Source organism: Cysteiniphilum litorale, from assembly GCF_003428165.1.
GTDB classification, from domain to species: domain Bacteria; phylum Pseudomonadota; class Gammaproteobacteria; order Francisellales; family Francisellaceae; genus Caedibacter; species Caedibacter litoralis.
In genome coordinates this window covers 48,354-62,166 of the sequence record NZ_QLIQ01000008.1, presented here as the reverse complement: position 1 = coordinate 62,166, position 13,813 = coordinate 48,354, and the positions used below count along the sequence as shown (strand labels likewise).

15 protein-coding genes are annotated in these 13,813 nt (G+C 33.1%); 12 read left to right on the top strand and 3 right to left on the bottom strand.

What is annotated here, in order from left to right:
• Positions 1-3 precede the first annotated feature (3 nt).
• The 6 genes from DNJ75_RS05095 to DNJ75_RS05070 all read left to right on the top strand — a co-directional run bounded on the left by DNJ75_RS05095 (position 4) and on the right by DNJ75_RS05070 (position 5,600).
• A complete protein-coding gene (locus tag DNJ75_RS05095; protein ID WP_117002113.1) occupies positions 4-816 on the top strand; it encodes a prepilin peptidase in 813 nt (270 codons plus the stop codon).
• A gap of 9 nt (positions 817-825) precedes the next feature.
• The gene (locus DNJ75_RS05090; protein ID WP_117002112.1) at positions 826-1,335 is read left to right on the top strand and encodes a hypothetical protein; all 510 of its coding nucleotides are present in this window, start codon (positions 826-828) and stop codon (positions 1,333-1,335) included.
• 131 nt (positions 1,336-1,466) lie between these two features.
• Positions 1,467-2,486, top strand: coding sequence for a ParA family protein (locus tag DNJ75_RS05085; RefSeq protein WP_117002111.1), 1,020 nt, complete (start codon positions 1,467-1,469; stop codon positions 2,484-2,486).
• Positions 2,479-3,435 carry a ParB/RepB/Spo0J family partition protein gene (locus DNJ75_RS05080; RefSeq protein WP_117002110.1) on the top strand — a complete coding sequence of 319 codons (957 nt, stop codon included), beginning with the start codon at positions 2,479-2,481 and terminating at the stop codon, positions 3,433-3,435. Before DNJ75_RS05085 ends, DNJ75_RS05080 begins: the two co-directional genes overlap by 8 nt.
• A gap of 141 nt (positions 3,436-3,576) precedes the next feature.
• Positions 3,577-4,857, top strand: coding sequence for a hypothetical protein (locus DNJ75_RS05075; RefSeq protein WP_117002109.1), 1,281 nt, complete (start codon positions 3,577-3,579; stop codon positions 4,855-4,857).
• A 68-nt stretch (positions 4,858-4,925) separates the two neighbouring features.
• Entirely contained in the window at positions 4,926-5,600 is a 675-nt protein-coding gene (locus DNJ75_RS05070) for a pyridoxamine 5'-phosphate oxidase family protein (RefSeq protein ID WP_117002108.1), read from the top strand.
• A 259-nt stretch (positions 5,601-5,859) separates the two neighbouring features.
• Here DNJ75_RS05070 and DNJ75_RS05065 read toward each other — a convergent pair whose 3' ends face one another.
• Genes DNJ75_RS05065 through DNJ75_RS05055 form a run of 3 tightly spaced genes read right to left on the bottom strand, consistent with a single transcriptional unit; the run spans position 5,860 to position 7,922 of the window.
• Entirely contained in the window at positions 5,860-6,612 is a 753-nt protein-coding gene (locus tag DNJ75_RS05065; RefSeq protein WP_117002107.1) for a class I SAM-dependent methyltransferase, read from the bottom strand.
• An 8-nt stretch (positions 6,613-6,620) separates the two neighbouring features.
• Positions 6,621-7,358 (bottom strand): ester cyclase, encoded by a 738-nt coding sequence (locus DNJ75_RS05060; protein ID WP_117002106.1) that lies wholly within the window; start codon positions 7,356-7,358, stop codon positions 6,621-6,623.
• A 6-nt stretch (positions 7,359-7,364) separates the two neighbouring features.
• A complete protein-coding gene (locus DNJ75_RS05055) occupies positions 7,365-7,922 on the bottom strand; it encodes a helix-turn-helix domain-containing protein (protein ID WP_117002105.1) in 558 nt (185 codons plus the stop codon).
• A 179-nt stretch (positions 7,923-8,101) separates the two neighbouring features.
• On the opposite strand from DNJ75_RS05055, the gene DNJ75_RS15305 reads away from it, so the two are divergent.
• The 6 genes from DNJ75_RS15305 (at position 8,102) to pilP (ending at position 13,782) form a co-directional block, all read left to right on the top strand.
• Positions 8,102-8,272 (top strand): hypothetical protein, encoded by a 171-nt coding sequence (locus DNJ75_RS15305; RefSeq protein WP_157968213.1) that lies wholly within the window; start codon positions 8,102-8,104, stop codon positions 8,270-8,272.
• 58 nt (positions 8,273-8,330) lie between these two features.
• Complete coding sequence (locus DNJ75_RS05050; RefSeq protein WP_117002104.1) at positions 8,331-9,557, top strand: WD40/YVTN/BNR-like repeat-containing protein; 1,227 nt, start codon at positions 8,331-8,333, stop codon at positions 9,555-9,557.
• A 28-nt stretch (positions 9,558-9,585) separates the two neighbouring features.
• Positions 9,586-9,987 (top strand): helix-turn-helix transcriptional regulator, encoded by a 402-nt coding sequence (locus tag DNJ75_RS05045; RefSeq protein WP_117002103.1) that lies wholly within the window; start codon positions 9,586-9,588, stop codon positions 9,985-9,987.
• 230 nt (positions 9,988-10,217) lie between these two features.
• Entirely contained in the window at positions 10,218-11,873 is a 1,656-nt protein-coding gene (locus DNJ75_RS05040; RefSeq protein WP_157968212.1) for a hypothetical protein, read from the top strand.
• 9 nt (positions 11,874-11,882) lie between these two features.
• A complete protein-coding gene (locus DNJ75_RS05035; protein ID WP_117002101.1) occupies positions 11,883-13,241 on the top strand; it encodes a type 4b pilus protein PilO2 in 1,359 nt (452 codons plus the stop codon).
• Positions 13,234-13,782 (top strand): type IV pilus biogenesis protein PilP, encoded by a 549-nt coding sequence (pilP, locus tag DNJ75_RS05030; protein WP_157968211.1) that lies wholly within the window; start codon positions 13,234-13,236, stop codon positions 13,780-13,782. Before DNJ75_RS05035 ends, pilP begins: the two co-directional genes overlap by 8 nt.
• Positions 13,783-13,813: the final 31 nt, after the last annotated feature.

Below are 13,813 nucleotides of genomic sequence, written 5' to 3'. Positions count from 1 at the left end.
GGTATGTCTTTTATTAACGCTTCGCTAATACCTTTAAACTACATAACAATTGGATTTTCAGCAATTATTGCATTGTCTTTTGGTAGTTTTTTGAATATGGTGATATACAGATTACCGCTTATGATTGCTGGCTGCTCAGCCGTAGCCTCACAAAAGATTAATCTACTTAAGCCGTCTCAATGCACACACTGTCACTACAAACTAAATATTTTAGATAACATCCCAGTCCTTAGCTATGTAATGCTTAAAGGACGATGTAGAAATTGTAAAATAAATCTTTCTATAAGATATCCGTCAGTTGAAATTATAAGCACCATTATTTGTGTTTATACGCTAGCCGTATACGGAATTACTATAGTCACTATCGCGCTATGTCTTTTATGGCTCTCATTAATTGCTTTGGCATTCATTGATTTCAAACATCTGTTACTGCCGGATACTATTACGATACCTTTAATCCTAATTGGTTTAACACTTAATTTATTTAATGGATTAACATCCTTTGGTAATTCTGTTGCTGGTGCCCTTCTGGGATATTTGTTTTTGTTTGCTATAGCAGTATCTTTTGGTCTGATCATCAAAAAGAAAACAATGGGAAAAGGCGATTTTAAATTATTTGCAGCAATAGGAGCATGGTTTGGTTTTGCATCGCTTCCTGTAATTTTACTGCTATCATCATTTTGCAGCATCATAATTTACTTTTTACTGTCAAATGATCAGAAAAATAAATACATACCTTATGGGACAGCAATAGCTATTGCCACATTCACCTACTGGATTTTTCAGAAACCGATAAACAATTTCATTTTTTATTAAGGATCATTCATGTCTTTACAGAAACATCAAAATGAACTCATTGAGATATTTAATAAAACAGTCACACCTCACGGAATACATGAACCAGATAACGTAATGTATATTGATTATGAGGATAAAAACATTATTAATTTTATTGAAAATGATCCAGCATATCGTGGAACCAACATCAAAGATTTTTGTCATCATAGGAACAAAAGCTTCGATAAGTATCATGCGGATATATTAGCAGCCTTTACTCCATACAAGCCAAAAATGATAGCGTGCCATATATTTAAAACATCCGTAACAATCCATAATGACGCTCATTTCTGTCAGCAAACTAAATGTTCAAAAGCTGTTATATTACCAGTATCCATAAAGAAAAATACAAACTATGATGATGCTCCATTGCATCCCATATTAATACATAATAAATACAGTACCTTAAATGAGTTTAGCAGAGTTCAATTTAACCCTAAAAATGAACATGGTCTATTGAGCGATCATATTTTATTGACATTGGTTGCTTGGGAATAATGAATTTATACTGTGTTTGCAGATTAAATTATATATATGGTTGATAGTGATAAGAATATTGTCAATTATTATTGACTTTAATCGATATTAGTATTTTAATTGCATAAAAAGGTTTAAAAAGGATTATCCATATGGAAAAGAATTGGACAACTAGCGATCTTGTAAAGTTATTTAGATTAAATACATCTACAAAAACACCTATAATATATGCGGAAAAAAAAGGAGAAATCCCTAAATCATCCTCTGGAAAGAGAGGCAGTATATCAATAAGGCAATGGGAAACTAGCCAACTCCCTAAAATTGGTGAAAAATTTGGATTTTTACGTAAGCCTGATAAACAACTAATAATAAGTGTATACACACCAAAAGGCGGTGTTTCAAAAACAACTTTAACTGCTAATTTAGGAAGAGCACTTGCTTTTAATGGGATAAGAACTCTTGTAATTGGTCTAGATTTTCAAAGATCATTAACTCGTTATATTTTACCTCCTGAGCCGGTAGAAAATTTTGATGATATAGGGAAATCAAATCATCTACTAGGACTACACCATTTTCTCTTTGAAAATGCACCCATAGATAAGGTTGTATTAAAAACAGACCTACCTACTTTAGACATTATTCCTGAAACTCCTGATTTAAACTTTATGGCAAAAAAAATGAGAGTAGAAAATAGAAGGGAGTACATTTTTAAAGAAAAACTCATAAAAAAGCTAAATAAATACGATATTGTTTTATTTGACTGTACCCCTGGATGGAATGACTTAACTGAAAATGCATTAGTAGCTGCAAATAACGTAATAATGCCAGCTGCTTGCGAAATAGAATGTTATGAAGCTCTTCAAACTAATCTCGGTGAAGTTGCAGATTTTCAAAGTACAATGCATCTGCAATGGGATAATTACCTTATGATTCCATCAATGCTAGAAAATAATACTATAAGCCAAAATATTTATGCTCAATATTTGAGTCTATATAAAAGCTCAATAATTCCAATGCCAACACGAAGATCTATCGTAGCTCAAGAAGCAAGAGCAGCTCATCAATCAATTTTTGAGTATGCCCCTACTTCAAATCTGGCTGATGATTATTATGGAATAATAACTTCTATATGGAAGAAACTAGTAAACCAAGCAGGTGACCATAATGAGTAAAAAAGATTTAATAAATAATTTCTTTAATCAGCCAAAATCGAACAAGGTTCCTGTCTCTATTTCTGAAACAGATAGCAATTCTTATAAAAAAAGAAAAATATTTGATGACCCAGCTGGTTCAACTGAAGAAGAATCAATAATAGAAATAGATACAAATGATGTATATGTTTCACAATATAAAGTTGATAGAGATAAGTTAGACTTTGAGAAATTAGAACATTTAGCTGATAACATGCTATCCGTTGGACAACTACAACCATGTACTGTTAGACATAATCCACAAAATGGTAAAACCTATGAGTTAATTTTTGGTGAACGTAGATATAGAGCTGCAATATTAAGAAACCTGAAATTAAAAGTTGTTGTTAAAGACATAGATATAGCTACTTCTGCGCTACAACTACTATCAGAGAACAGAAATAGAGAAGATAACTCTGATTACTCATTATACCTTCAGATAAATAAATTTGTATCTAACAACATACTTAAACAAAAAGATATAGTTGATAAAACTGGGATATCTAAACAAAAAATATCTAAGCTAATGTGTTTTTCAAAACTTCCTGAAATTATAACTAATAAAATATCTGATATGTCTAAAATTTCAGCCACCACAGCTGAAGCTATTTATGCTGTAACAAAAAGCAACGATAACATTGATGCCATAATATCAATTTCAGACAAAATTGAAACTGGAGAATACGGTCATAGCAAAATACTAAGCTATGTAAAAAAATATAATTCAAAGACTCACGATGAATCCTCTAATACTAAAATATATGGTTCAGATGGGAGGCATTTATTTACAATAAGAAAAGATAATAACAAATGTCAAAGCATCCACTTTCCTAAAGATATAATGGCACTATTTAATAATGATAGGCTAAATAGGGATAATCTGTATGAAGCTTTAAAAGACTTTATTGAAAACAACATTGATAAAATTTGATTTGTCCCCCGGGGGACTTTTGCCCGGGGGGAGCCTAATCAAAAAAGACTTTTAAAAGAGAGCCTATTTAAATTAGACAGATCGCACTTCTAAATATAATGGAACTCTCTTTATTTGTCAAGAAACATGTAAGGAGTTTTTATGTGTACAATTTTTCATGCTGGGCGTAAGGTTTTACGTCAAGAAATAGGAAATCACAATCATGCTGAAATAGCAGATTTATTATTCTTCAGAGTGCAGGGAACTAAATATTACGATGATGATGGGAAACCATTCTTCCTCCTTCCTAATATAAATTATATATCTGAAGAAACTGGTTTTAAAGAAAGATCATGCGAGAGAGCTTTGGCTGATCTAGATAAAAATAATTGGATAGATCGAGTAAAGATCAAGTGCTATGATGGCGCGGTTAGAACCAAAATTTATATTACTGATAAGTTCAGGGGTATTATGGAAGATATTGACCAACTCCTAAATAATGATAAAAAGATATACGATGATTCTAAAAAAGAGTATAGAAAATATTTTTCAGGCAACATAAATGATACCTCAGACAATTCTTATAACAAAGAAGCAATAGATGTTTCTAATATTGTTAGTGATAATAACAAGTCCACTGAGCTGAATGAATGTTCAGATAACAACCAATCAAACGATGCAATTGAATCCATAGAGCAAAAACTGAAAAATATTGAACTAAGCAGAACTCTACTAAATAATTTAAGTAACAGTGAACTAGTTAGCTTATCCAACAATAAATTTGACTCCGCCATACCTGCGGAATCAGACTCCGCAAATTTGGCGGAATCCTATATAAAAGAAAAAACAATAAAAGAAGAAAATAACAATTATAACAAATACCAAGAACCTGAATGCTTAGATGATCAAATTTCTCAAATTGTTAAATCTGTTAATTTGGTTTTTACTTATGATTTAGAGAAAATGACAGAAGAAGCAGAGCAAACTGTAATAAACCTAGCAAAACAAAGCTCATTAGATTTCATTTCTTTATTTGACGCACTTGTTGAACTTCAAGAAGCAGGAATATACCATAATCAAATCGAAATGATAAATGATGCGATTAAAATTGAGCTCAGGAAAAAAGGTGATAATACCATCCTCCCAACTGGAGATAAAAGATTGAAATATAAAAAGGCTATTTTTGAAGCAGAAGACAAACGAAGGAATACACTAACTCCTCGTCAGCATATTGCAATCATCCAAACCTTGAAATGGTTAGAGTCAACGGGTCAAGCTGTAATTGGCTGCATTAATGAAGTCTATGCATGGATTGAATATCAACTGTCAAATCCGGATTTTCACTTCCAAGGTAAAGGGTTTAAACATTGCCTTAGTATTATTAAAAAAATGTTATGTAACACTGGGAAAAGACAGTATTCAAAGCCTTATGGTTACGTATAAAATATCCTTTACGTTGTAAATATATTTGATAGAATTCGTTAGCCATAATACTTAAGGAGTAAAATAAGTTGAAACTAATAATTAAAAAAAAGATAGCTAGATATGCTGTTGTGATTAATCTACTGGCATTGTTATTACCTCAATTGAGCTTAGCATCAGAAAGTTTATTGACATCACAAAAGGTAAACACATGGATAAAAAAATGGACGGACGAAGAGAAAATGCCATTTTTAATGGGTGTACTGGCTAACGTTGATAATACAAATCATGCAAAGAGTCGAACTGTAGCCATTAGGGAAATATCCGATCAATACATTTTATTTTTCACACAAAAAGGCAGTAGTAAAGTAGCACAATTAAAGAATAATAAATATGTGTCAATGACTATTATGTTGCCTGATCACAAAAGACAAATTATATATGATGGAATTGCTGAGCCAATCTCAACAAAAGACAATATTGCATATTGGAAGACATATCCAAAAGGAGCACAAATTAGATTTTTGGCATATGGTCCAACTTCTGGTGATGTTATAGATAGCAATAAGAAATTAGATGATTTGGTTGCTAAGTATAAAATAGAGTATGCAAATAAGGCACCTGCCTATCCAGAGTCATACGTTGGATATAAAATATATCCTTCTGTAATTAAATTATACCAGATGAATGATAACAGAATGTCCGATTCTTATATACTTAAAAAAGATGATAAAGAATGGCAAATGATTAGAGTAGTGCCATAATATCTAGGCTAAATTTATCATGGATAATATTGCTCTTATTTGATCATTTTCGATGAGATCTTGATATCTGGTTAAGGTCTTAAATGCAATCTTATTGATAACGCCATTGTTTTTAACAACTAGAGATTGTTCCTTGAATACTAATTCTACTATTTCCATTGATTTATTAAATTTCACATTTTAACAATATGTACATTGTAAAATATGATTAAAAAATAGGAATACGTAAAAAACACCTAATCATTTGTATATTTGTTGGTCATTTTGGCTGTCCATATAATACGAGCTTTTTATATGACAAGTTAATAGCTTTGCTAGTATTTGTGCCCCATATCGAAAATACTAGCTCATTTATAAAGTCATCAATTGGGAAATCGCTGATATTAAACATTAATGGAAGCCAACCTTTTAAGTAGCTTATATACTCACCTGAGTTGTTATAAGTAATCTCTTCTGTAGAAGAGTCTGTTCTAATAAGTGATAGGTTATTGTCATTTATTATTTTCGTATATTGTTTTGATTCTATCCAATGTTTATATATTGATTTTTCTTGCCAATTTACCCATGCTTTTTGTTGTAGTAAGGATATTATCGGTAACCAATATGGTGATTCTTTTGGATATGTTACGATTAAAAATTTACCATTTTTTTCAAGAAGTTCATTTATCTTTTTAAAAATCTGATCAATATCTCCACACCAGTATATCGAATTAAAGGCTGTAATAAGGGAAAATCTTTCCTCAGTGTTATACTCTAGTATTGTAGACTCTACAAACTCTGTAATTTTGTTTGAATTATATTTTTTAGCAAAATTAATCATACTATGAGATGAATCTATCCCTATAATATGGCCGTATTGCGACATAAGTTTTGTTATATATCCATCCCCGCTGCCAATGTCTAAAATTCTCTCATTATTTGAAAATTTATGGTATTGAAATAAATCGATAGCTATTTTTTTTTGTAAATCGGAGTTTGTATAGTAGTATTCAGCATTCAGTTGGTTAGTCATATTTATTCTTACTTTATTATAGGTTTGCGATATTTGATAAGTGTGTCTTGAAAAATTAGCTCAAACATGATGTAGGCATTTTTTGATTTCAAATACTCAATGATTTCAGGCGGTCGGTGTAATCCTATTTTAGACTTTATATGTGACAACTGACCTTCTACTGTTCTATAACTTTTATCAAACAACAGCGCAATTTCTTTTGGTTTATGCGCCCTTAACCAAAGGGATAAGATGCGTGCTTCAATTTCAGTTAGGGGAATCTTTAGAGCATAATTTAATGCGCCAATAATTTTGGCAGGGTCTTTAAAATTTGTAGATTTGTTAATATCCAGTTCAATATTTTTAGATTTCATTATATCAGTAATATTTGCAATAGCATGATAATAGCAAATTTGATTGTCTGCACCGAATTTAAATGTTGAACTACCTCGATACTCAATAAAATGACCAGTCTCTTTAGCACCCATAAATTCACCTAGATGTGAACCTTTGCATGTCCAATTTGAAATAACTGTATTATTTTCACAGATGATTAAATCAGTTTTATAAGAAACATCAGGCAATGCACCAAACCATTTTTTAACAATTTCTTTTTTAGCATTACCTCCAATACTTGTTGAAATTGGACTGTCAATGACTGAGAGCCCACTAAAATGATCGTCAATAATATCTAAAGATTTATCGTTCCACAGTGTATTTAGTAGATTATCAACTTGTTTTTTGTATATTGCTGATTTGCTTTTCATAGTAGATTACTTCGGATTCAAGGACTTCATAAGCACCCCTTTTACATTGTTGCGTATGGTAATGAATTTTTTTTTGGTATGCAAATCGACTAATTCCAATTCTAATCTGTAAGCATTGCAAGCAGAACAAAGAAGTAATTCTTTATTATATTTAATTAAGCAGATATCTTTTTGATAAGCTGGCTCATGTGCAAAGAACAGTATGCTTCCTTTTGGGAAAAGAGGTTCATAATCATTATTCTTTATGTTGATTGCAAAGGTGTATAACTCATCAGTTTCAACTAGCTCATTTGTTGATCTTCCATCGAAATCTATAAATCCAACCTTATAATTACCTTTTTTGTTTAAGAGCAATGCATCAAGATCATGATTGCAAAGCTCTTCAAATGCAACACCAATAAAGTCAGAGATTTTTCGTTTGGTTATTAGTTGTAATTCTTGAGGTGGTCTACTTATTATTCTAGATAAAGTTGCATGGCTAACACCTATATGTTTTGCAAATTCTCTCAATCCTATACGATTGTTTTCCATGTATTTCTTTAAATTTTCAGCGAGTTGATTCATAAAAATTCAACCAAGTTCATAATTATCATTAATACTACTAAAAAAAAAATGATCTGTAGATTTAGTGTAGCGCAATTGCATTATATTTTTAGCAAATAAACCAAAAAAACCACTTGTACCATTTGTAAATATGAATTAATATGTTTTTGTTAAAATGAGAAAATTAAGATGGATACGGCATGAGTCTTACGGATGAAAATCAAAAAGCAAGAAAAAAAACATCACAGCTACATATTTCTAGTGAGCTGCATTTGTTGTATAAATCATATTGCGCAAGAGCAGGAAAAACACTACAGGAAGTAACAGAAAAATTGATTAATGATTTGATAAATGCATCAGTATACGAATAACAAACTAAAAAAACTGGAGAACGAAGTGAAAGGAATAAATATAAAGTTAATATCAGCTATGATAGCGTCATCAGTTATTTTATCCGCCTGTGGTGGCGGAGGTGATAAAGGTGGTGCTTCACCCGGCCCGCAGGAATATGGAAAAGTTACAGTGAGCTTTACACAAATGTCTGGATCTTCCATTAAAATGACCGTAATGAACAACGATCAGTACGCTACTGGTCATATTAACTTTGGACTGCCAGATGGTTCATCAAACTTTACTGTTTATGATGGAACGAGCGTCACGTCATGGTGCACTCCAACCACATGCCCTGATTCATGTGATCAGTTAACCGTGCTTCAGCCTGGTCAAAGTTGTTATGGATATGTGAATGCCAAAAATAGTATTGGCTATACAGCTGGCACGAAAACAGAAACTAATGGCATTACTATTAATAATGTAGCTCAATCATTAAGCTATAACCTTAGTGATACTGGTGTTCTTTATTCTTTGGGTGCGGATGGAACTATACACTATAAAAAACAGTCAGACACAAATTGGAGCACTATCAGTAAGCCAGCAGCAGTCACAAATGTTACAGCTTTAACTGTTGATCATTATGGCGTTATATATATTGGTGGAAATAATGGTCATGTTTACCAGTTAAATGCTGATGGATCAACATGGAGGGATTTAGACTCAGTCGGAGTTACTTCAGTGCGGGCAATTGCTTTCACGTCAGATAATAGTCTTTTTGCGGCGGGGGAAGGAAGTGGGTCAATTTTCAGATACCAGAATAATTCATGGTCTGTTTTTGACTCACCTCCTAATTTGACTGAAATAAATGATATGGCAGTACAGACAGATGACAGTGTTTTTGTTGCCGGCAAGCAGGGGGCTACAACGAAATTATACAAGGCTACTTCAAGTGGAGGTTGGACAGCTGTGAATTTACCAACGGGTCCAGCTTCATTTAATGTACTTGGATTTGGTTTTGATAAAAACAGTGGTGATTTATTAATGTCGTTTGCTACTAATGATAACACATACCGATACATCAATAATCCAGGGATATGGGATAGTTCTCTAAACCCAGTGGTGAGTTCGCAGGATACCAAAGATTTCTATATTGAAAGAGGGGCAGATAATGAAATCGTTTACCTAGCGACTTCTGGCACTACTGGACAAATATTTAAATACAACAATACGGGAAGTAACTGGCAGCAAATAGCTCAAACTGGAAGTGAAATAATCAAACTGTCAGAGGGTTCATATTTAGCTATATCGGTAAATAACAACTAATTACTGGTGTAAACAAGGAGTAATTAAGATGAGCAATAAAGTTGAAAGTGGTAGTGGGTCTTCATTTTCATTAAACAACATCTTGAAATTAAATCCTAGCTTTCTTAGAGAGCTAGTGAGTGATTTAGAAGTGAATAATTGTCAAGAGCTACATCGTGCGATAATTTCAGATGCTAGTATTTTAGATAACTATAAAAAAAAAGATAAAAATAAAGCTTTAAGCATAGGGCAAAATCAAATAAAACAACGAGAACTAGAGGTAATATTTTATCAAATACAAGGACTGTCAACACAGGCCATTGCGAATAAAATGCATTTAGATCATAGCTACATACGTAAAATATCTATAGAAACTAAAACCAAATTTGGAGTTGATACGCTCTTTCAACTTGGTGTTAGTGTGGGATATCTTGTGGCGAAAATGTCGTAACTATAAACTTTACCTATTTATTCTTTTCTAAACGATCAAAAATATAATTTCTAAAAAACTTTTTTCATTTGATTGAATCATTCGTCAGATAGCTAATAAAAAAATCAATTATTTTCACTTTGACACCACAATTGTGGTGTAGGTCGCTCTCAAAACTCAGGCAATATGGTCTCTATGAGATTGATAATTCAGATATCTATAGAATTAAAACACTAAAAATGGAGAACCATATGTTCAATAAAAAGCTCTGGTACAATTTGTGTATGATGACAGTGGTGTCATCTGGCCTTTTTGGTTGTGCACAAATGCAGAAAACAGATGATATAGCCAAGCATAATATTGATAAGGCAAATAAGATTGCAGATACGATTAATGATTATAAGCCTGACCTTATAAGTTATAACGATAATATTTATGTGGCCAGTCAATCTTTTAAGCGGGTGGACAATAAAGCTAAGTTGCCAGATATATTTAATGAGAAAATAACTTTTAATACATCTCAGCCTATGACTATTCAGGATATTCTTAAGCTAATTGGATCACAGACAAACATTCCAATGGGGCTTACATCAGATGCCTATGGCTTTTTAGAAAATGCTTCAGCATCTGATAAGAAAAAAACTGTAAACGCAGACAGCACTTCTTCTGCTCAACCTGTTATTGTTATGCAGGATACCAGTAACAACACTTCGCAAAGCAGAGATAATAATTTATTAGAGTCTAAGACATCCTTGTATTACACGGGTAATGTCAAAACCTTATTGTCGTTATTAGCTAAAAATTATGGTCTGTGGTGGAAATATAATGAAAAATCAAACTCTGTAGACTTTTACTATTATGATACCAAATTCTTTTTGCTTGATGATTTGCCAGGTGTATTAAGTAGAAAAACCAGTATTGATAGTAACTCACCTGAAGTTCAAGGTGTTCAAAATACTAAAACTGCATATGATTCAACGGATGACAAAGCTTGGAATAAGGTGATTGATACAATAAAATCTTTTGTTGGTAAGGATGGTCATGTTGAGTCCTCACCTGAAACAGGATATGTGACGGTTGTAACCACACCACCTCAGATGAAACTAGTTTCAAAATACATTGAAACAATCAACAAAACTATTGGTAGAAGTATTGCTGTAAGGGTTGATATATACGATGTACAGCAAACCAATGCACAGAACTATGGATTTAACTGGAATTTGATGTACAAAGTTACTTCTGGATCTCTGGATTGGGACACAACACCAATTCCTGTAGCTACAAGTGATGCATTGAATAGCACGATACAGACAGCAAAAATATCAGGCGGGATATCACATGGTCCATTTGCTGGTTCACAGCTAATTGTTAACGCGCTGAGTAAACTGGGTAAAACATCAAAGGTGACTTCAACAACTGTTTATACTGCAAATAACTCAGTCGTACCTATTCAGAACCAAAGGTCAATCAGCTATATCAAACAGGTGTCTGTTAATACATTGGGTGGTAGTGGATCAAGCAGTGACAATATTGAGAAAAGTGCAACTCCTGGAACAGTCAACGTTGGTTATAATGTTGCCGTGACACCTAAGCTTGTTGGCAATAATTCTGTCATGATAAATCTGACGGTTAGCATTGCAACACTACTTAACATGGAGAATGTAAAAATTGACGATAAAGGTAGTTATATGCAACTGCCTGATATTAGAAATAAATCATTCATGATCCCTAAAGTATTATTAACATCTGGTCAGACAATTGTGTTGACTGGGTTTCAAAACAGTGAAGATACAACGGGTCAGAACTCAGTAATTCCTGGCACAATTCTTGCTGGAGGCAATAATGCAGCTAATCATGATCATACAGTGACGGTTGTTATTGTGACTCCATACATTATGGGTAAGTAGGGGGCTTGAATGTTAGATAAATATGCATTTGGTCTTACCTGGATAGCTACCGCCAGTAAAAAAGAATTTTATCGAGACAATCTAGGGCAGACAGGTTTTTATCAAGGCAGTTCAAAACGCACGGCTATAACTCATAGTAAGGAAAATATTTCCAAGATATCGGTTGCAGCGATTTTGGCAGATCAGTTTGAAAATCTGTTGTTGATTACTGATAAATTAGATTTTAAAGATAAAAATGGGAAACCTCTTTACTGGCTTTGCATGATTGAACGAGGCGCAGTTGTCATTAGTGGTACTTTGCTATCTCATCAGGAAGCAACGGATGCGCTGTTAGCAAATGGTAGTATTGCACAGGAAAGTCAGATGGATATTAATATATCTGGTGATGAAATATTATCACATGATGCGCTTAGCGCTGCTTTGCCCTATTTAGGTCATAGAATAAAGGGAAGCACTAAATCCTATACAGTATGTTTAGATATAGAAGATGAGTCACTGATTAATCTATGTGGATTAATAGATGTTGCTGAGATACAGGTATTAAATCTTTTTGACCTTCTTTCACAAGAACATCCCACGTGGCGTAGATACAGTATTGTTGTTATCAAGAAACCAAAGCTTAAGTATGTAGTAATAGCTGCAATTATAGTTGTTTCTGCACTCTGGTATGGCTATTCATATTACAAAGATCATTTAGATCAGACCGCTAGAGAAAGGGTATTGCAACAGCAGCAGTTGGAAAGACAGAGGATTCAAGCAGAAAATCTGAAGCGTCAGCATGATTTGTTTATAAAAAATATTCAGTCAAAAAATGCTTTTTATGTGTTGAGCAATTTTCTAAATGCAGTTAATCGTATGCCTTACTATAACCATGGTTGGCAAATGTCCGGAGTTCAATTTGATGCGGAGCAAACGAGTGAGCTTGTAGTAACATATCAGCGGATGCATTATGCCAATATGAAAGATTTGATTCTTTTGAAGGACACTATCAGTGCTACGCAGATGGAGTTGGCTAAGAATACAGATTCAGCAGCATTAACAGTTAAGTTTGATTACCTGTCACAGAAACGTGCTTATAACATCACGCTGACAGACTTTAAAGATAAAAAAGGCAGATTTAATGCATTAGCTTCTTTAATCAGTGCATTACAGGATAGCCATCTGGTATATGCATTAGATAAGACAGTGTCTGATAACACGGGCAATCATATACAGATGCTGAGCGTCTCAGGCGAGGGAATTACAGCATTTAGACAATTAATTGAAGCAACGGCAAATAATGCTTATTTAACAATTAAAGCATTCACCGTGGTATTTGACCATGGGCAAATTAGAAAATGGCAATTTAAAGGAAGTATGTATGAATAAGCAAGCAAATGAAATAAGAGAAATAAGAAAAATATCTGAAGTAAAGTCAGCAAAATCAGTAAGAAAAGTTGGTCTAATTGCTTTAATGATTTTTGCTTTGCAGGGTATCTCTTTTGGTGCTGATAGTTATCTTGAAAATATGCAACAGCTTTCTGAGCAGACAGATATGCAAAGTGCACATAATGAGTTACTTGAAGCACAGCTTAAAGCACAGACGCTACAGCAAAAGTTAAAACAGTTAAGTGCAGACAAACCAACAACTGCACCACCGTCATCTATAGCACTGCCTCAAGTACATAAACCAACTCATGAAGATGCTAATCAGACACTATTACCGCAGTATGACTATGGACTAAAGCAGGTGTATGGCATGGGCAATAATCTGACAGCAGTTGTTGAATATGGCAGTAATGTTATCCCTGTCAAGCAAGGTGATACTCTTGATGGTATCTGGGAGGTAATGGCTGTGCATGAAACACAAATTGTTTTATTCAATACTGTTTCAAAAAAGAAAAAGTATCTGTATTTAACCCAGAAATAACAGCATGAAAGTAATAAACGAGGGAGATATT

Excerpts from the sequence above, each read along its gene's own strand:
- DNJ75_RS05095 (WP_117002113.1), top strand. The coding sequence starts at position 4 with ATGTCTTTTATTAACGCTTCGCTAATACCTTTAAACTACATAACAATT.
- DNJ75_RS05090 (WP_117002112.1), top strand. The coding sequence starts at position 826 with ATGTCTTTACAGAAACATCAAAATGAACTCATTGAGATATTTAATAAA.
- DNJ75_RS05085 (WP_117002111.1), top strand. The coding sequence starts at position 1,467 with ATGGAAAAGAATTGGACAACTAGCGATCTTGTAAAGTTATTTAGATTA.
- DNJ75_RS05080 (WP_117002110.1), top strand. The coding sequence starts at position 2,479 with ATGAGTAAAAAAGATTTAATAAATAATTTCTTTAATCAGCCAAAATCG.
- DNJ75_RS05075 (WP_117002109.1), top strand. The coding sequence starts at position 3,577 with ATGTGTACAATTTTTCATGCTGGGCGTAAGGTTTTACGTCAAGAAATA.
- DNJ75_RS05065 (WP_117002107.1), bottom strand. The coding sequence starts at position 6,612 with ATGACTAACCAACTGAATGCTGAATACTACTATACAAACTCCGATTTA.
- DNJ75_RS05060 (WP_117002106.1), bottom strand. The coding sequence starts at position 7,358 with ATGAAAAGCAAATCAGCAATATACAAAAAACAAGTTGATAATCTACTA.
- DNJ75_RS05055 (WP_117002105.1), bottom strand. The coding sequence starts at position 7,922 with ATGAATCAACTCGCTGAAAATTTAAAGAAATACATGGAAAACAATCGT.
- DNJ75_RS15305 (WP_157968213.1), top strand. The coding sequence starts at position 8,102 with ATGAGTCTTACGGATGAAAATCAAAAAGCAAGAAAAAAAACATCACAG.
- DNJ75_RS05050 (WP_117002104.1), top strand. The coding sequence starts at position 8,331 with ATGATAGCGTCATCAGTTATTTTATCCGCCTGTGGTGGCGGAGGTGAT.
- DNJ75_RS05045 (WP_117002103.1), top strand. The coding sequence starts at position 9,586 with ATGAGCAATAAAGTTGAAAGTGGTAGTGGGTCTTCATTTTCATTAAAC.
- DNJ75_RS05040 (WP_157968212.1), top strand. The coding sequence starts at position 10,218 with ATGTTCAATAAAAAGCTCTGGTACAATTTGTGTATGATGACAGTGGTG.
- DNJ75_RS05035 (WP_117002101.1), top strand. The coding sequence starts at position 11,883 with ATGTTAGATAAATATGCATTTGGTCTTACCTGGATAGCTACCGCCAGT.
- pilP (WP_157968211.1), top strand. The coding sequence starts at position 13,234 with ATGAATAAGCAAGCAAATGAAATAAGAGAAATAAGAAAAATATCTGAA.